The organism is Maribellus luteus, from assembly GCF_003576475.1.
Lineage (GTDB): Bacteria > Bacteroidota > Bacteroidia > Bacteroidales > Prolixibacteraceae > Draconibacterium > Draconibacterium luteum.
This window is the reverse complement of sequence record NZ_QWGR01000009.1, coordinates 1-18,154: the sequence shown is the minus strand read 5'-3', so window position 1 is coordinate 18,154 and position 18,154 is coordinate 1. Positions and strand designations below refer to the sequence as shown.

21 protein-coding genes are annotated in these 18,154 nt (G+C 42.9%); 8 read left to right on the top strand and 13 right to left on the bottom strand.

The window, feature by feature from the left end:
• Nucleotides 1-4: 4 nt before the first annotated feature.
• Nucleotides 5-529, bottom strand: a complete 525-nt coding sequence (locus D1614_RS15370; protein ID WP_119438853.1) for a DUF4251 domain-containing protein — start codon at nt 527-529, stop codon at nt 5-7.
• A gap of 266 nt (nt 530-795) precedes the next feature.
• Between D1614_RS15370 and D1614_RS15365 the strand changes: the two genes are divergently transcribed.
• From D1614_RS15365 to D1614_RS15350, 4 genes are all read left to right on the top strand, one after another.
• Nucleotides 796-1,413, top strand: a complete 618-nt coding sequence (locus D1614_RS15365) for a B3/B4 domain-containing protein (RefSeq protein WP_162304523.1) — start codon at nt 796-798, stop codon at nt 1,411-1,413.
• Nucleotides 1,414-1,426: 13 nt separating this feature from the next.
• Nucleotides 1,427-1,984 (top strand): 1-acyl-sn-glycerol-3-phosphate acyltransferase, encoded by a 558-nt coding sequence (locus D1614_RS15360; protein ID WP_119438851.1) that lies wholly within the window; start codon nt 1,427-1,429, stop codon nt 1,982-1,984.
• 138 nt (nt 1,985-2,122) lie between these two features.
• Entirely contained in the window at nt 2,123-2,704 is a 582-nt protein-coding gene (locus tag D1614_RS15355; RefSeq protein ID WP_119438850.1) for a superoxide dismutase, read from the top strand.
• 18 nt (nt 2,705-2,722) lie between these two features.
• On the top strand, nt 2,723-2,896 hold the full coding sequence (locus D1614_RS15350) for a MarR family transcriptional regulator (RefSeq protein WP_119438849.1): 174 nt from the start codon (nt 2,723-2,725) through the stop codon (nt 2,894-2,896).
• Between the two features lie 62 nt (nt 2,897-2,958).
• Here D1614_RS15350 and D1614_RS15345 read toward each other — a convergent pair whose 3' ends face one another.
• The 4 genes from D1614_RS15345 to D1614_RS15330 all read right to left on the bottom strand — a co-directional run bounded on the left by D1614_RS15345 (nt 2,959) and on the right by D1614_RS15330 (nt 6,358).
• Nucleotides 2,959-3,270 (bottom strand): hypothetical protein, encoded by a 312-nt coding sequence (locus D1614_RS15345; RefSeq protein WP_119438848.1) that lies wholly within the window; start codon nt 3,268-3,270, stop codon nt 2,959-2,961.
• Nucleotides 3,271-4,198: 928 nt separating this feature from the next.
• Nucleotides 4,199-4,726 carry a hypothetical protein gene (locus D1614_RS15340; protein WP_147384250.1) on the bottom strand — a complete coding sequence of 176 codons (528 nt, stop codon included), beginning with the start codon at nt 4,724-4,726 and terminating at the stop codon, nt 4,199-4,201.
• 142 nt (nt 4,727-4,868) lie between these two features.
• Nucleotides 4,869-5,228, bottom strand: a complete 360-nt coding sequence (locus D1614_RS15335; protein WP_119438846.1) for a hypothetical protein — start codon at nt 5,226-5,228, stop codon at nt 4,869-4,871.
• A 146-nt stretch (nt 5,229-5,374) separates the two neighbouring features.
• Nucleotides 5,375-6,358: a hypothetical protein gene (locus D1614_RS15330; RefSeq protein WP_119438845.1), complete on the bottom strand. Its 984-nt coding sequence runs from the start codon at nt 6,356-6,358 to the stop codon at nt 5,375-5,377.
• A 755-nt stretch (nt 6,359-7,113) separates the two neighbouring features.
• Here D1614_RS15330 and D1614_RS15320 point away from each other — a divergent pair.
• The 3 genes from D1614_RS15320 to D1614_RS25575 all read left to right on the top strand — a co-directional run bounded on the left by D1614_RS15320 (nt 7,114) and on the right by D1614_RS25575 (nt 9,264).
• Nucleotides 7,114-7,848 (top strand): DUF6261 family protein, encoded by a 735-nt coding sequence (locus tag D1614_RS15320; protein WP_119438843.1) that lies wholly within the window; start codon nt 7,114-7,116, stop codon nt 7,846-7,848.
• 512 nt (nt 7,849-8,360) lie between these two features.
• Nucleotides 8,361-8,705 (top strand): hypothetical protein, encoded by a 345-nt coding sequence (locus tag D1614_RS15315; protein WP_147384248.1) that lies wholly within the window; start codon nt 8,361-8,363, stop codon nt 8,703-8,705.
• Between the two features lie 310 nt (nt 8,706-9,015).
• Nucleotides 9,016-9,264, top strand: coding sequence for a hypothetical protein (locus tag D1614_RS25575; RefSeq protein WP_147384246.1), 249 nt, complete (start codon nt 9,016-9,018; stop codon nt 9,262-9,264).
• A gap of 75 nt (nt 9,265-9,339) precedes the next feature.
• Here D1614_RS25575 and D1614_RS15305 read toward each other — a convergent pair whose 3' ends face one another.
• The 7 genes from D1614_RS15305 to crcB form a co-directional block, all read right to left on the bottom strand.
• A complete protein-coding gene (locus D1614_RS15305) occupies nt 9,340-9,768 on the bottom strand; it encodes a hypothetical protein (protein WP_119438840.1) in 429 nt (142 codons plus the stop codon).
• Nucleotides 9,769-10,201: 433 nt separating this feature from the next.
• Entirely contained in the window at nt 10,202-11,503 is a 1,302-nt protein-coding gene (gene eno, locus D1614_RS15300) for a phosphopyruvate hydratase (RefSeq protein ID WP_119438839.1), read from the bottom strand.
• Between the two features lie 263 nt (nt 11,504-11,766).
• On the bottom strand, nt 11,767-12,225 hold the full coding sequence (locus tag D1614_RS15295; RefSeq protein ID WP_119438838.1) for a C-GCAxxG-C-C family protein: 459 nt from the start codon (nt 12,223-12,225) through the stop codon (nt 11,767-11,769).
• Between the two features lie 480 nt (nt 12,226-12,705).
• Nucleotides 12,706-13,698, bottom strand: coding sequence for a GGGtGRT protein (locus tag D1614_RS15290; RefSeq protein ID WP_119438837.1), 993 nt, complete (start codon nt 13,696-13,698; stop codon nt 12,706-12,708).
• A 12-nt stretch (nt 13,699-13,710) separates the two neighbouring features.
• Nucleotides 13,711-14,403: an iron-sulfur cluster assembly scaffold protein gene (locus D1614_RS15285; RefSeq protein ID WP_119438980.1), complete on the bottom strand. Its 693-nt coding sequence runs from the start codon at nt 14,401-14,403 to the stop codon at nt 13,711-13,713.
• A 475-nt stretch (nt 14,404-14,878) separates the two neighbouring features.
• The gene (locus D1614_RS15280) at nt 14,879-15,235 is read right to left on the bottom strand and encodes a DUF190 domain-containing protein (protein ID WP_119438836.1); all 357 of its coding nucleotides are present in this window, start codon (nt 15,233-15,235) and stop codon (nt 14,879-14,881) included.
• A gap of 109 nt (nt 15,236-15,344) precedes the next feature.
• Complete coding sequence (crcB, locus tag D1614_RS15275) at nt 15,345-15,725, bottom strand: fluoride efflux transporter CrcB (protein ID WP_119438835.1); 381 nt, start codon at nt 15,723-15,725, stop codon at nt 15,345-15,347.
• A gap of 38 nt (nt 15,726-15,763) precedes the next feature.
• Here crcB and dacB point away from each other — a divergent pair, with 38 nt between their 5' ends.
• Nucleotides 15,764-17,191 carry a D-alanyl-D-alanine carboxypeptidase/D-alanyl-D-alanine endopeptidase gene (gene dacB, locus D1614_RS15270; protein WP_119438834.1) on the top strand — a complete coding sequence of 476 codons (1,428 nt, stop codon included), beginning with the start codon at nt 15,764-15,766 and terminating at the stop codon, nt 17,189-17,191.
• Nucleotides 17,192-17,255: 64 nt separating this feature from the next.
• Here the strand turns inward: dacB and D1614_RS15265 are convergent.
• Nucleotides 17,256-18,154, bottom strand: an 899-nt coding sequence (locus D1614_RS15265) for a T9SS type A sorting domain-containing protein (RefSeq protein ID WP_119438833.1), incomplete at its 5' end; no start/stop codon positions are given.

The following is an 18,154-nucleotide window of genomic DNA, read 5'->3' as shown; positions in this document are numbered from 1 at the left end:
TTTTCTATTTTTCTTTCTTGTCTTTTTCAATTTCTGTAATTTCTCCCTGGTAGGATATGTGCGCCCTGTCGGTGCTGTTTACACTTAGTGTGGCCGAGCCGGAAGATGCAATGGTGAAGGTAAACTGCATAAAATCGCTTTTGTTTTTTACATTGAAATTCACAATCCAGCCTCCTTTTTTCCAATCCTGAATGTTGTAGCTGTCAATTTCTCCTTTAAAATCAAGCGGAGAGTTGGTGCTTCCATATTCTGCTTTGTAGGCTCTTCCGAAAAATGGGAGATAAGATTCAATCTTGTCAGAAAGTAAATCTACCCGGTAATCGGTAACCAGCGTTTTGCTCGGACCATTGGACGGCAACATCCTGTCGGCATTAAATCTCCAGGTTTTATCCGAGATCAGTTGCTTAACTTTCTCTTTCTTTTCTGCTTCTATTTTCGCCTTTTTTTCTTTTCGTGTCAACTCCTTCTCCTGGGCCTGTAAGACGAAAGATGCCCCAAGAATTAAAACAATTAGAATTACGTGTTTCATGATCTTTCTCTTTTAAATTGTTATTATCGTGTAAGTTAAATAAGTGTTTATTGATAGTTCGTCCCAATAAAACAAATTTGGTACCAAAACCGCTCACCTGTTTATTCGTTTAATGTTAAAAAAAGTTATGGCTTTTTCGTTGAATAATAATCATGAAAGTCGAACCAGAATATTAGTTTTGAGCATTATTTTATCAGACAGAAATCACAAATGTTCTTATGCCTGCAATTAGCATTTCAACAGAATTAGCGTTAAAAGTTCCTGGATTGAAACTATCGTGTATTGAATGCGATGTTCGTACTTCGGAAAAAAATGAAGAATTGTGGCGCCGGATTGAAGCTAAAATTCTGGATCTTCAATCGCAGCTGAAAATAGAAGACATTAGCCAGATACCTTCCATTACATCCTCGCGAAAAGCCTACAAAGCCTGTGGAAAAGATCCGGCACGTTATCGTTTGTCGGCCGAGGCATTGTTGAGAAGGGTGGTAAACCGCGGAGAATTGTACCAGGTAAATAACGTGGTTGATTGCCTGAACCTGGTTTCGATCTCTACCGGATTTTCGATAGGGGGCTACGATGCAGAGAAGATTGAGGGGAAGATTGTTTTTGGCATTGGAGCCGAAGATGAACCTTACGAGGGAATCGGAAGGGGCGTGCTGAACATTGAATACATGCCGGTTTTCAGGGATGACCGCGGTGCTTTCGGTACACCTACCAGCGACTCGGTACGAACGAGCGTTACCGCAGATACCAAGCGTTTTCTGATGATAATTATTGACTATGCATCCTCGGAGATCCTTTCCGAAGCAACGGTTTTGGCCCAAAAATTATTGGAAGAATACGCGGATGCATGTAATTTTGAAATTAAGACGGTTGAGAACTAACAAGTAAAATGAAATGAAGAGATTTAGCAAATTTATAATGAAACTGATGGGGTGGAAGGGAGTTTACGAAGGAATTCCTGACGTTCCGAAATGTATAATAATAGGGGTGCCGCACACCAGTGCCTGGGATTTTGTTATTTCGTGGTTGTATTATACTTCTGCCGGAAAAAAAGCAAATGTGCTGGTCAAAAAGGAATTCTTTTTTTGGCCTTTTGGCTATTTTGTGAGAAAAATGGGAGGACTTCCGATCGACCGTTCCCGCGGGGCCAACGTGATTCGCCAAACCATTCAGCTGATAAACGAACACGATTACGTGCACCTGGCGCTAACACCCGAAGGAACAAGAGCTTTTACAAAAAAGTGGAAAGCCGGTTTTCATATAATTGCCCGGGAAACGGGTATTCCGGTTTACCTGGGGAGTTTCGACTGGGGCAGTAAAACCATTTCCACCGGTGAGCGAATGGAGCTTACCGACGATGCCACGGCCGACATCAACCGAATGAAAGATTACTACCGCGAAAAAGGCATTAAAGGAAAATTTCCTGAGAATTTTTGCACCGAACACCAGTAGAAATTCGATAAAAAGCTTTGTGTGATTAAGTGTCGAAGGTTATTTGTAATTCTTCCAAATTACCTCCTTCCAAAATCCTTTTCCTCAATAATACGTTATACCTTTACATAAAATCAACAACTTTTAAATTTTATAATTATGGCTTTTAGTTTACCAGAACTTCCATATGCAGCGAATGCATTGGAACCGGTGATTAGTGAGAATACAATCAACTTTCATTACGGGAAACATCATCAGGCGTATGTAACCAATGTAAACAACCTGGTTGCAGGAACCGAATTTGAAAACGCCAGCCTGGAAGAAATTATCCTGAAGGCAGAAGGCGGAATTTTCAACAACGGCGCGCAGGTGTGGAACCACACGTTCTATTTCATGCAGTTTAGTCCCGACGGCTGCAAAGAGCCAAAGGATGAACTCAAGGCTGCCATCGATGCCAAATTTGGATCGTTTGATGCCTTTAAAGAAGCTTTTTCGAAAGCTGCGGCCACTTTGTTTGGCTCGGGTTGGGCCTGGTTGGTGGTGAACGCTGTAGGTGAACTGGAAATTGTACAAACCAGCAACGCCGGCAACCCTTTGCGCGATGGAAAAAAACCACTGCTTACCTGCGATGTATGGGAGCATGCTTATTACCTCGACAAGCAAAACGCCCGTCCGAAATACATTGAAGATTTCTGGAAAATAGTGGACTGGAAAGTGATTTCCGAAAGATTCGAAAACTAATCCTGAAAAAGTAGCGCTATGAGTGAAGAAAAAGTACTGGCAGCCATGAAAGCTGCGGGAAAACCAATGAGTGCAGGCCAGATTGCCGAAGCGGCCGGAATTGACCGGAAAGACGTTGACAAAGCAATGAAAGTACTGAAAGCCGAAGAGAAAATTATTTCTCCGAAGCGTTGTTACTGGGAACCAAAATAGCTTTTACGCAACTGAATACAGGCTGTCTTTTAAGGCAGCCTTTTTTGTGGCCGCAAGCAGCCTTATTTCTTCCTGTTTTTGCGTTTGAACCCGATATAGACCGCTATAAGCACAAGCGGAAGTACAATAAACACAATGATATTGAAAAGATCGAGTTCGAGCGGTTCGGGTTTTCCGTACGGAACTCCCGAGGGGGCCTGGGCCATCGATTGAACAGCGACAAGCAGGAAGGCAGCCGGTAAGAAATAGTTTCGTAGCATATTGGTAGTTGTTACATTGTTTTCACTACCAGTAAAGCAAATGGGCGGTGTGGTTTGTTCATTTGGTGGTTTGTTGCAAAAGCGGGCTAGCCGGGCGGAAAATAAAACATTCATGATTCCAATAGTCAATAACAGAGATGGAAATTCATTTTAGTTGCCGCGTATTTACCCTCTCTCCTGTCTCTCCATTTCGCGAAGGGAAAGACGATTTGCCTCTGAAAACAACAACACACGTTTACAAAATGAAAGTATTATTTGTTGATGGACAATCGTCCTTCCTTGCTTGCAGGGAAGGATAAGAGGATGGGTATGAAATGTGATCAGATATGGTTTGACTTTTAGTAAGTAAAGCCCTTGTGGACGCGGATTCCTGCCTGCTGCAGGCGGGTGTAATCCGTGCCTCAACCAACGGCTGAAAGTTGTATTTAGGTTGCTTCCCGATAGTTATGGTAGGCGCGAGCGGGGGAGTATATCTTTCCAGCCGTGGTGTTCCGGAATGTTTCGCCCCGATGGGGCTTAGTATCTCTCCTCTGGATTTTCCTATACATATTACCGCAACGCTGTTGCTCAAAAAAAACAGCTGCAGCGCAGCAATATATTTATAGAAAAAAGAGATAAGAAAAACAGCCGAGCTGCAGCGCAGCGATATAAATTTAATGGCCGAAAAGGTTACTTGCTGGCTTCCTGTTTCAATCCTTACGGATAGCATAGGGTGCTTCCCGATAGTTATGGTAGGCGCGAGCGGGGGAGTATATCTTTCCAGCAGTGGTGTTCCGGGATGTTTCGCCCCGATGGGGCTTACTATCTCTCCTCTGGATTTTCCTATACATATTACCGCAACGCTGTTGCTCAAAAAAAACAGCTGCGGCGCAGCAGAATATTTATAGAAAAAAGAGATACAAAAAAACAGCCGAGCTGCAGCGCAGCGATATAAATTTAATGGCCGAAAAGGTTACTTGCTGGCTTCCTGTTTTAATCCTTACGGATAGCATAGGTTGCTTCCCGATAGTTATCGGGAGGTGCGAGCGGTGCCTTGTTGTGTTTAGTATTTTTCAAACTTTAAATGCTCATTTAGATGGTATTTTCTTTTCACTACTACGCAATCCAAGGCTTTGTATAAATCTGCTATGGCAGAATTGGCTTCTTCGGCATAGACCCCTTTATTTTTAAAACAGGGTGACGTAATTATAAAATAATCTGCTGTCTCTCCATAATAAACAGGGATGCAATGGGAGAGGTATTGCTGCGACTTAATGAATCTCGACAATTCATTTTTACGACTGATCGGATATAAATTCAAGATCAATGAAGGATTCACCCTTTCCTGCCCAATGCTGTTCATGTTCTCAAATTCTCTGTTCGGGTGGTAATATTTAACAATGGCTTCCGGGGTAGGCGTATGTTTGGGAATGTCATCCTCCGAGAAGTTTTCTTTGATAATTTGGCATTCCCATCCGTCGGGTACAAGCTCGCAAAAAACGTTTGTTTTACATTCGGTTGTATCCTGACCTTGGCTTAGCATTGTCAGCAACACCAAGGTTAGCATTAAAATAAAGGGTATTGGTTTCATATGTTTAGCATTTGAGTGAATCGCTGTAAATTTTTCTACCTCGCCGGCGCGGACTCCTGCCTGCTGCAGGCGGGTGCAATCCGTACCTCAGCCAATGACTGAAAGTTGTATTTATTACTCCTTAGGGATGGCGCACTGGTTGCTAATCGGCGGGGGCGAGGTCGTTTAGAATTATTTCAAGTCTTTCGTTTTGTTTCCCATTTAAATAATTTATGTGAATGTTGGAAATTAGAGCTTTAGAACCAATAAACGGAATTGAGTCTTTATAATCAAAGAGTATGGTATCTGCATTCATTTTAAAATTGCCAGTGTAAATTCTTTTGTTTCTTACTCCTCCTGATATATATTCAAATGTGCTGTCAGGATATAAATTGAGCCAAATCCATCCAATAGGTGCTTCTCTTTGAGCCACCAGAATAGGATTTTCTTTATCGCTTGTCTTTTGGTTGTTACAAGAACTTAATAATCCTACTATTAATAATATCAGTATTTTGGCTTTCATTTAAGATTATCCATAATCTGTGCCTCAGCCAACGGCTGAAAGTTGTATTTATCCAACGTTACGGATGGTGCACCTGTTGCTAATTGGCGCGAGTGCGGGCCGCGGCTGGCACACCATCAAACCCCGCTATGCAATATGGCACTGTGTTAGCTGTAGTTGTTTTCTTTTCTTAAGTCAAAGTAATATTTTATAAATAAATTTCTAAAAACATAAAACTTATATTCAATGATTTTTACTTTTTTACTGTCATGTACTTTTGATTCATAGTCATGCTTGCGTAATAAGAATCCTGTGTTATAAAGAAAAGGAAAGATACACCAGAAAATGAAATGTGTCGTTGTATATCTAAGAGCTGAACTATAACCTCCGTGAGGAACATAATCCCATTCTTTTAAATCAGTGTCATATGGGAAAACATCATAAATTACAGACATTGGCTCGCCATGTACAAAATTGGAGAGGTGATTGTAATAGTAATCTTTTTTTAAAGGTTCTAATATATCTACAAAGTCTTTATTGAAGTTTACACTATCTAAAGCATTATTAATTATTTCTCGTATTTTACTTGGTTTTATGTATTGCTCATAAAGCTTTCTGATTTGTCTATCATTAATCTTTCCATCAACATCATACGCTTTACTGTATTTTAAACAAAACTCTTTATCTCCAAGAAAGGCATTAAGGATATCAGCGACCTCGATGTAACCTCGAATGAGTATTTGTACTTGATAACAAAACCCACTTAAAACTAATTTCCGAATGCTTTTTAAAAAATTGTTTTGAATTGATAACAAATACAGGAAAACTAAAGTAGGGGAGCGATTTTCATTTTCATGATTCCAAGTAATTATTTCTTTCTTATTGGCTATAGATTCTTCTACGGTTATAAATAAATTTGAATTAATATTTGAAAATAATTCTAAAAAGAATAGTTCTCCGTTTAGTTTCTCTTTTATTTCATTTTGATTGCTTAAATCAAACTTGTCAAATGCTTCATTATGAATTCCTAATTCATCTAATATGTATTCAAAATTAGATGAATCAGCCGATATTCTAAAATCTTCTTTTTTATCGTATTGAGAACATATTTTAGAAAAATCCTTTAGAATATATTCTTTAATAAATTTCATCTTTTTTGTAGTATTTGTTCACAATTACAGGTAATGTATATGCATATCTACCACATTCATTTCGCTACTATCGATCCATGATCTAAGGGTGGCAAATCTCTCGCTGCTGTTCGTTCCGGGTGTCACCTAAAGTGGAGCCACTAATTTAACAAAAGAATTGTTTCGGTGGTGCCCGGAGTAAAACTTTACGAAAACAGGAATCGGGGGCTAAAGCCCCTTGGGGCCGAGGTTTACTTAACCCCGGCATTAATGCCGGGGTCAAAACGGAGAGCTTTGTTGGCGGGCTTTAGCCCAAACCCGTCGTTTTCACTGGACAAAAGCCCACCCATCAATTTTTCATGGCTTGGTGAGTTACCATGCACCGGAAAATCATTTTTTCATCGCGTGGTGATTTCCCATACACTGAAAAACCAATTTTTCATCGCGTGGTGATTCACCATTGACAGGAAAATCATTTTTTCGCCCCGTGGTAAGTCACCATTCATCAAAAAATCAATTTTTTGCCTCGTGGTAAGTCACCAAGCCTTGTCCAACCATTTTTTCAGGGCGTGGCGATTCACCACCGACTTCCGGAAACCGCAGTGTAGCGGTGGCTGTGCATGAAACCCGGAAAATAAGATGCTCAGCAACATGTTGTATAATGTTGTGTTATTCAGTTGATTAGTGTAATTTGAGTTGCGATAAAAGTTATCAGGCACCCAAAATCATGTCGTACGAATGTGTTACGGTGCTAATGTTAAACCAAAATTTAAAGTATGTCTATTCAAACGTTAATTGCAAACAGTCGCACCACCGAGGTTGACGGTGTTGCCACACAACTTATCAGGGGCTACGATGGCAGCACCCTGAATTTCGACCCCAATATGGAACACATATTTGGTGAACTGAAACCGGCTGAGGTTCTGCTAAACGCCGGAATACGCCGGATGAAAGAAAAGAGCGAAGCCAAGGCTTTCGACGAGACCCGCGACGATAAAATCGACGCTTTCTACTACCTGCTGCTGAGTTTTTCGCATCACCCCGACGAGGCGATCCAAACAGCGGCGCTCTACCTGCTCGACATATTTAACAATTACGGCCTCGAAATAAAAGTGGAAAGCCTGACACGCGAAAGTTCGCTGATTAATTCGCTGCTGGCCGACCTGGCTAAACCCAAAGCTGTGACCAACATCGCGCTTCTTCCGCAATGCGACACCTATGTGGCTGCACTGCAAGCGGCACAGGCCGATTTCGAAGCCAACCGCCTGGGCTACGAGGAAGCACAGGCCGAAGAAGGTACGCTCGAAAACGCCACCTTACTGAAACGACAAGTGGTGGAACTGGTAAACAAAAAGCTGGTACCTTACCTCAATGTGATGGAACAGATTAACAACGCCACCTACGGCGCTTATGCCCGCACGGTGGCCGAAATTATTGCCGCCAACAACGAGGTAGTGAAAAAACGAAAAAACAAAACCGATGTAGAAGAAGAAATTGCACCAGGGGTGTGAGTTTTTGGGGATTATTTTAAGTGGCACTCCTGCGGGGGTGCCTTTTTTTTTGACCGTCACACAGCACCTTTTCATTTGTTCGTATGCTGTCATCCTTCGCCACAGGAACTAATCTTTAAAACATTGCTGGCGTGGGTTCCCGCCTTTCGCGGGCGGAGAGTGTATCTTTCCAGTCGTGGTGTTCCGGAATGTTTCGCCCCGATGGGGCTTAGTATTTCTCATCCGGAATTTCCTACACATATTACCGCAACGCTGTTGCTTAAAAAAACAGCTGCGGCGCAGCAAAACATTTATAGAAAAAAGAGAAACAAAAAACAGCTGAGCTGCAGCGCAGCGATATAAATTTAATTGCAGAGAAAGTTACTTGCTGGAACCTCTTTCAATTCTATTGGATGGCAAACCGGTGCGGGCGGGGAGTATATCTTTCCAGCCGTGGTGTTCCGGAATGTTTCGCCCCGCTGGGGCTTAGTATCTCTCCGCTGGAATTTCCTACACATATTACCGCAACGCTGTTGCTCAAAAAAACAGCTGCGGCGCAGCAAAATATTTCTAGAAAAAAGAGATACAAAAAAACAGCCGAGCTGCAGCGCAGCGATATAAATTTAATTGCAGAGAAAGTTACTTGCTGGAACCTCTTTCAATTCTATTGGATGGCAAACCGGTGCGGGCGGGGAGTATATCTTTCCAGCCGTGGTGTTCCGGAATGTTTCGCCCCGCTGGGGCTTAGTATCTCTCCGCTGGAATTTCCTACACATATTACCGCAACGCTGTTGCTCAAAAAAACAGCTGCGGCGCAGCAAAATATTTCTAGAAAAAAGAGATCCAAAAAACAGCTGAGCTGCAGCGCAGCGATATAAGTTTAATCGCCGGAAAAGTTACTTGCTGGCAGCCTCTTTCAATTCTATTGGATGGCAAACCGGCGCGGGCGGGGAGTATGTCTTTCCGGTGGTGGTGTTCGGGAATGTTTCGCCCCGCTGGGGCTTATTATTTCTCATCCGGAATTTCCTACACATATTACCGCAACGCTGTTGCTCAAAAAAAAGGCTGCGGCGCAGCAAAATATTTATAGAATAAAGAGATACAAAAAAACAGCCGAGCTGCAGCGCAGCGATATAAATTTAATGGCTGAAAAGGTTACTTGCTGGCAGCCTCTTTCAATTCTATCGGATGGCAAACCGGCACGGGCGGGGAGAATATCTTTCCGGTGGTGGTGTTCGGGAATGTTTCGCCCCGATGGGGCTTACTATCTCTCCTCTGGAATTTCCTACACATATTGCCGCAACGCTGTTGCTTAAAAAAACAGCTGCGGCGCAGCAGAATATTTATAGAAAAAAGAGATACAAAAAAACAGCCGAGCTGCAGCGCAGCGATATAAATTTAATGGCCGAAAAAGTTACCTCTCGTAGACAATATTAATTTTGGAAAAGCTTTCAATTCGTAAATAACTACACTCGTTTCTTACCCCTAAGTCGCTGCCTGCAGGGGCTTTTTTTACTTTATTCTTATAAATGTACTTCCTATGCCATCATAACTATTGTCAGAAATTGTTAATGTATCATTTGAGATAACAGCTACTATTCCCTTCAAGACAATGTTTTGATTTTGATAACTCTCTGAAAGATTGATGTATTTTTCTAATTCTCCAGAATAAATCGATTTCTTCAGAGACAATTCATAGGTACACTTTAAAATTACATTGTCATCCTCTGTCAATGTAAATTTGGAATCATTTGTCAATTTTATTCGGATTGATTTTCCTGTTGATTCAGGAGTTTCGTGAATATTGAAATCCATTCCTCCGTCTGTTCTTGTCCAATTCCACTCTCCAATTATAATATAATCTGAACGGTCAATTACTTCATTTTTGTCACAGCTAAAAATAAGAAAGAGAAGAAAAGGTATGATAAGAAGTTTGTTCATAGTTATTGGTTTTCTAACAAGATGAAATTTGCTTCCTTTTAGTTGCGTTAATGTGTAATATTTTCATTGTTGGAATTTTATTTATCCTGGGAAAAGCCCCCGGATTTTTAGGTCATTTCAGAATGTTGGTAAAACAAGTTCTCGCAAAGGCGCAAAAGAAGCGCAGAGGCCGCAGAGTACTCACTATCCGTTTCTGTTTTTGCGTTCTTTTGCCTAAGCCTTGGCGTACTTTGCGTGAAAGTTGCTTTTGGCCCCTTCAAAAAGAATAAGTTAAGATGGATACTCCTACCCGGGATTTGTTTCTATTTTTTAATGCAGAATATCCAATAGCCAATTTTCCGGATTTTGTTGGATATTTTTAAAAATTGATTTTCATAAAAAAACCGCTCCATCGGCTGACGGAACGGTTTCTGAATATCGTTAAGAAATACGCTTACTTCTTGTAGATTTTTTTGTATCCGTAGATAGCGCTATCGCCCAGTTCTTCTTCGATACGAAGCAGCTGGTTGTATTTAGCCATACGGTCGGAACGGCTCAAAGAACCTGTTTTGATCTGACCCGAGTTGGTTGCCACAGCAATGTCGGCAATGGTTGAATCTTCGGTTTCGCCCGAGCGGTGCGAAGTTACCGAAGTATAACCGGCGCGGTGTGCCATTTCAATCGCATCCAGTGTTTCGGTTAAAGTACCAATCTGGTTAACTTTGATCAGGATAGAGTTGGCAGCATTCAGTTCGATACCTTTTTGCAGGTATTCAACGTTGGTTACGAACAAGTCGTCGCCCACCAACTGGCATTTGTGGCCAATGGCAGCGTTCAGTTGTACCCATCCGTCCCAGTCGCCTTCGTGGCAACCGTCTTCAATCGAGTCGATCGGGAATTTTTCCACCAATTCGGCCAGGAAAGCAACCTGCTCTTCGCGTGAACGTTTGGCACCGCCTGCGCCTTCGAATTTGCTGTAATCGTACACACCGTCAGAATAGAATTCTGAAGCAGCACAGTCGAGCGCGATCGAAACATCGCCACCGTCTTCGGCACGGCCCGGTTTGTAACCTGCCAGTTCAATGGCTTTGATAATGCTGTTCAAGGCATCTTCAGTACCATCCAGTGCCGGCGCAAAACCACCTTCGTCGCCTACAGCAGTAGACAGATTGCGATCGTGCAATACTTTTTTCAACGAATGGAAAACTTCAGCACCCATGCGCAAACCTTCGCGGAAAGAAGGAGCACCGATCGGACGGATCATGAATTCCTGGAACGCAATAGGAGCGTCGGAGTGAGAACCACCGTTGATGATGTTCATCATCGGAACAGGCAGTGTTTTTGCGTTGGCTCCGCCAATGTAACGGTACAATGGAAGCTCTGAATATTCGGCTGCTGCTTTTGCTACTGCCAAAGAAACACCCAACATAGCGTTGGCGCCCAGGTTCGATTTTGTTTTGGTACCATCCAGTTCGAGCAATTTACGGTCGATGGCAACCTGGTCTGTTGCATCCATACCAACCAGCTCTTTGCAAATAATTGTATTTACATTTTCAACTGCTTTCAATACACCTTTTCCAAGGTAACGGCCTTTGTCGCCATCGCGCAATTCGAGCGCTTCGTTTTCACCGGTTGACGCACCTGATGGAACGGCCGCACGACCGAATGCACCACTTTCGAGTAGTACTTCAACTTCAACGGTTGGGTTACCGCGTGAGTCTAAAATTTCTCTTGCTTTTACGTCGCTAATTAACATCGTGAGTAGTTTTTTATTAATTACTGAACTATTCGATTTATTTATAAATTTCAGAAAAGTAAACGCGTCAGCTCCTAAATTGTTTCAAGCATTGAGCGAGATTAATGGAGAATTAACGCTGATTCAGGCCGTCGGTTTATTTTGAACGAAAGGTAGTGTTTTTCGTACAGGTTTGCAATGTTGCCTGTGCGTGCTATACAATGTGTTAATACTGAGGAAAGGAGAGGGGCTTTACTCTTTTTAATACAGTTTTGGCGGAAAGATTACACTCCGATTTTCTGACTTTCCTTTAAAATGTCGAAAACAAGCCCGGTGGCATCGCCCACAAGCTGCCGGCAAATAAGCTTGTGGTGCTGGCGGTCTTTTACCTGTTGTTCGGAGGCGTGTTTAATCAGCAATTGTTTGCAGTTGGAGGTGCCATGAACTTCGCTTACCCGTTTGTTTAGTTCGCGTACTTTTTTGTAGCTGTTGAGCTTTGTTTCCATGTCGTTCGGGATTTCATTTCCAAAGGCCAGCCCCAGTACCATAAAGCCCCCTGTTACGGCTCCGCAGGTTTCGCGCAGGCGTCCCATTCCTCCGCCAAACGTGGACGAAATGAGCTTAGCTGTGGTTTTATCTAAATCGAAATCATCGGCAAAAGCCAGTAATACTGATTGCGAGCAGGCGTAACCTTCGTCAAAGAGCTTTTGCGCGTTCTGAATATATGCTTCTTTGTTTGGCATTTTTAGCGTATGTTTAAAATGAGAAGTTGCAAAACTATATATTTTCCTCAAATTTCAGCTACAACATTTAAATTCTCCCTCCTCAAGCCGGAGTGGCTCTTCATTTTGGCTTGAACCAAAACGAAGCAAAAGTTCAAGGCTGCTTTTGCTCTTCGCACTTTATCTTCACAACGCCTAACTTCGGTCGGGTGATCTCCTCGTTTCCTCGGAGCTTCCCGTTCTCCGTAAGACTTTGTTTCGATTCAGCACTCGACCAAAAGAGGCCGGCTGACGAACGAACGTTATTAAAAAGTTGTATGGTTTGCAGCCCGCAAATCCGTCCTCAGAAAAATGTTTTAATTAATCGTACAGTATTAACGTCACTGGAATTTTAATATGATGCGAAGTTGGTGAGATATTCTTCCCATTTTCAGCGAATAAAAAAGCCCTGCCAGGAAACCTGACAGAGCTTGATATATATCGAATGGTTTTTTAGCGATATTAAGCCTGGCTGATTGCAACAGCTACAGCTACAGAAGCACCCACCATTGGGTTGTTACCCATTCCGATCAATCCCATCATCTCAACGTGAGCCGGAACCGAAGAAGAACCTGCGAACTGTGCATCAGAGTGCATACGACCCATGGTGTCTGTCATACCGTAAGAAGCAGGACCGGCAGCCATGTTATCAGGGTGCAAAGTACGGCCAGTACCGCCGCCCGACGCTACCGAGAAGTATTTTTTACCTTGCTCAATGCATTCTTTTTTGTAAGTACCTGCAACAGGGTGCTGGAAACGGGTTGGGTTGGTTGAGTTACCGGTAATCGATACATCCACACCTTCGCTGTGAAGAATGGCAACACCTTCGCGTACATCGTTGGCACCGTAGCAGTTTACTTTTGCACGGTCACCGGCAGAGTAGGCTTTGCGCTGTACTTCTTTCAATTCGCCTGTAGCAAAATCGAAATCAGTTTGAACGTAGGTAAAACCGTTGATACGGGCGATAATTTTTGCAGCGTCTTTTCCCAATCCGTTCAGGATAACACGCAATGGCTCTTTACGAACACGGTTAGCCGATTTTGCAATACCAATGGCACCTTCAGCAGCAGCGAATGATTCGTGTCCTGCCAGGAAAGCGAAACATTTTGTTTCTTCTTTCAATAACATAGCCGCCAGGTTACCGTGACCTAAACCTACTTTACGGTCGTCGGCAACCGATCCCGGAATACAGAACGACTGTAAACCTTCGCCTAAAGTAGCGGCAATGTCAGCAGCAGCAGTTTGTCCACGTTTAATGGCAACAGCAGCACCTACAATGTATGACCACATGGCGTTTTCGAATGCGATAGGCTGAATACCTTTAACAATTTCGTAAACATCCACACCTTTGTCATCACATATTTTCTTGGCCTCTTCGATAGAAGAAATGCCGTTTGCGTTTAAGAATGCATCAATTTGTTTGATTCTTCTGTCGTAACTTTCAAATAATGGCATAATAAATTTCTCCTATTCTTTACGTGGGTCAATAACTTTAACTGCATCGTCGATACGGCCATATTTTCCGGAAGCTTTTTGTACTGCTTCGTTGGCGTCCATACCTGTTTTGATCATATCCATCATACGACCAAGGTTTACAAACTCATAACCGATAATCTCGCTGTCTGCATCCAAACCGATTTTTGTAATGTAACCTTCAGCCATTTCAAGGTAACGAGGACCTTTGGCTGTAGTTCCGTACAAAGTACCGGTTACACCACGAAGACCTTTTCCTAAATCTTCAAGACCTGCGCCAATTGGAAGACCACCTTCAGAGAAAGCACTTTGTGTACGACCGTATACAATTTGTAAGAAAAGCTCGCGCATGGCAGTGTTGATTGCGTCGCAAACAAGGTCAGTATTCAAGGCTTCCAGGATAGTTTTTCCGGGAAGAATTTCAGAAGCCATAGCAGCTGAGTGAGTCATACCGGTACAACCGATTGTTTCAACCAATGCTTCTTCAATAATACCGTCTTTAACATTCAAGGTAAGTTTACATGCACCTTGTTGCGGAGCACACCAACCTACACCGTGGGTTAAACCCGAAATGTCTGAAACTTGTTTGGCTTTTACCCATTTTCCTTCTTCCGGAATTGGAGCCGGGCCATGATTTGCACCTTGTGCAACACAAATCATACCTTCAACTTCGTGTGTAAAACTCATATTAATATTTATTTTCTGGTTTTTTTGCTTGAAACAGATGAAGCTGCGTTTGAAAACCACGAATCTTTCATCTGCCTGAATGCGGCGTGAAAATATAAAATATTAGTCCATTACTGCCTGAAGGATTGCTTATTGAAGTCTGTAAAAACTTTATTAACATTTAGTTAAAATATTGAAATAAAGGATGTTGAGGTGTTTTATTTTGGGTGTGTGCTTGTAATTCGCTGAACTTCATTGAGCAGATGCTACTTAAGTGAAAGTACGACCCGTCTTGTTTTGAATGATTATAAATTCAGTAAAACGATGATTTTGTCGTTCAAAGTTATCTGGTCGAACTATCCCGGAGCAAGCTCGAAATTACGGAGGCAGTATTTACGTAATTATGGCGCTGTTTTGTGTTCAGCAATCCTGTGAATTCTCTTCGGTTCGCAGCGGAGGGTTTTATTTTTCGTGGATAAAATGCAGGTCGTAGTGCTTATTTGTACTTTTCCCCTTTTTCGTAGCGGACCACACTCAATTCCTGGAAAGTTACCAGTCCGCCGCGTTTGCTGGCCTCCATAATTTTGTTCACCTTTTCAGAAAACTGATCGAGCTTCTCAATGTTGTCGATGATTTCGATGATCACCGGCAAATCGTTAGATAACGCAAAGATTTTCATGGTGTGAATCGAGTGGCTGGCTCCGTACGACATAATGCCTTTGTAAACGGTTGCACCTGCCAAACCTGAATTTCGTGCTTCAAAAACAATTTCCTCGAACAGCACCCTTCCGTTGATTTTGTCGGATTCTCCTACATAGACTTTAAGAATCCCGGTTTTTTCAGAAATATTCATAGTTGTATGATTTAGATGGATGTCTTATCAATTCGGTTTACCGATTTTGTATAAAACAGGTTTCAGCTTAGACTGAAATTTTAGAATAGAAAACAGGGGAACTTTGTTTCTAAAAAATAACTTTTACCAGGATCATCCCAAGATACACTGCCAGCAATCCAAAAACCAAACTGCCTCCAACGTTCCAGATAAACTGCCCGTAAACACCGTCTTTCAGCATCATTAAATTGTTGTAGGCAAACGACGAGAAGGTGGTAAAACCCCCGCAAATTCCTACTGCCAGAAACATTCTCCATTCGGCACTCAGCAGGTTTCCTTTTTGTGCCAGGGCAAAAACGATCCCGATAATAAAACTGCCCGCGATGTTGGCAATAAAGGTTCCCCAGGGGAAAGTGCTCGATAAACCTTTTTCAACAAACAGCTGAACCAAATAGCGCAGTACGCTTCCGATAAATCCTCCGGTTCCGACAATTAAAATGGTTCGCAGCATATTATTAGCTATTTTTGAGCTTTTCAAAAGTAATAAAAATGATGGTACGCATTTTCCTCCTTTCAATATTTGGGTTTTTATTCCTGAATGGTTTGGCCCAAAATCAGTTCTCAAACGCGGTTTCTGAATTATTAAAAAAGCCGGAGTACAAGAATGCTTCGGTAGGTATGCAAGTTGTGGAACTGGAATCGCAAAAAGAGATTTACAACCTGAATGCGAATCAATTACTGGTTCCGGCTTCCACTATAAAACTTGTAACCACCGCTACGGCTCTTGAGCTGCTGGGCGACGATTATGAGTTTAAAACCATTATTGGTTACGAAGGAAATATCAACAAGCAAGGGGAGTTAAAAGGCGACCTGGTGTTAAAAGGAGGAGCAGATCCGGCGTTGGGATCGGAGTATTTCCAGGACCATTATTTCAGGTTTCTGCAAAACTGGGTGCAAAAAATATCGGATGCCGGGATTAAACGTGTAAACGGCAACCTGGTACTGGATGCGTCGGTATATGATTCGGAAAAGGTACCGGCTACCTGGATTTGGGAAGATTTGGGGAATTATTACGGTGCAGGTGCCGATGCATTTACGGTTTACGACAACCTGTTCCGGATTACCTTCCGGTCGCCCAAAGAAATAGGAGCGCCAACACAGGTGATCATGACGCAGCCCAAAGTACCCGGGATTGAATTTAGCAACGAGGTTGTTTCGTCGGAAGTGAACCGCGACAATGCCTATGTTTTTGGTAGCCCGCTCGATAAAAACAGGGTGATTAGAGGCAGCATTCCAGCCAACCGGAAAGCTTTTACCATCAGGGCTTCAATGCCCGATCCTTCGGGCGTACTGGCAAACGATTTGACCGTAGCACTGGCCGAAGCCGGAATATTTATTGAGGGGAAAGTGGAGTTTCGGAAAACAGACGACAAACATTTTCAGAAGATTTATATGCAATTGTCTCCAAAATTGGCGGACATTGTTGAGGTACTAAACCACGAAAGTGTAAATCTTTTCTCAGAGCATCTTCTGAAGCAGTTGGCAGTTGAAAAGAATGGATTGGGGAACCGGGATGCCGGGATTGACATTGTAACGGATTTTTGGAAGAAGCAGGGATTGGATACCGAAAGTTTGCTGATGGAAGATGGAAGCGGTTTGTCGCATTTCAATGTGGTATCGCCTCATTTTTTTATTGAATTGCTGACATTTATGGCTGATAACAAATCGTTCGTGGCTTCTCTGCCATCTCCCGGAAACGGCACCATGTATTTGTTTGATAAGAACCTTTTTCCCGGTAATTCATTGCAGGCCAAAAGCGGATCGATGACCCGGGTACGTTGCTACTCAGGTTATTTGGTAGCCGATTCCGGGAAGAAATTGGTGTTCTCCATCATGTTCAACCATTTTCATGGCTCGCATTTCTCGCTTGTGAAGGAAATCGAAAAATTACTGCTGACCTTAAAGCAGGAAAACTGATAAGATACGTGCATAAAAAAAACAGGAACCCGTTTTGGATTCCTGTTTTTTTATTTCAGAGATTTTATTTCTTATTCAGAATGAGTTTTCGCACATAAACCTGATTTTCGGCCCTGACGTTGACAAGGTACATTCCTGAAACCTGGTCAGACAGGTTAAAGTCGATTCGCTCGCCTGCCAGGTAGGTTTTCTGCAGAATCCGTTTTCCTCCCATGTCGCTAACCATCAGTTCAATGTCTCCGCTTAGCTGGGCATCAAATTCCAGTGTAACCAGGCCTTTCGACGGGTTGGGATACATATTCAGGCTTAGCCCGCTCGTTGGGATGTCAATTACACTTACCGGGAAATCGAGCGCACAAACCACAAAGGTATCGCTTGCCGAAGCCATCGAAGGATCGGTGGCGGTAATAACCAGTGTCACACAGCCGGTATCTGCAATAGCAGGCATGGCCACCAGTGTATCGTTGGCAAAACTGATCCAGGCGGGTAGGGAAGTGCCGTCTTCCATGGATAGTTCCAGGGAAAGCATATCGTTGTCCGGATCCCCAAAGGTTTCTTTCAGCGAAACGCTTAAGGTGCGGTCGGCAATCACTTCCTGGTCAGCTACCATAGTAAGAAGCACCGGAGCCTGGTTGGTGTCATTAATGATCACCACAAACGTTTGGGAAACAGAGGCGCCTTCGCTGTCAGTAAGCGTTACGGTAATGGTGTCGCTTCCGCTAGCCAAAGCCGGGATGTCGAGAAGCAGTTCCCCCTCAGAATCGGGAGAAGTGTACATTACACTGATGTTTTCAACTACTGCCGGGTTAACCCCGCTTGCTGTTACGGTGAGATCCTGGTCGGCACAATCGGCACCAAAAGAGATTCCCGACAAAGCAACGGTCAACTGCGGAACCTGCCCGGTGGTGTCGATATCCGCAATCGGATCGAGGGTTGGATTGGCATTTTGAGAACTTACAATCA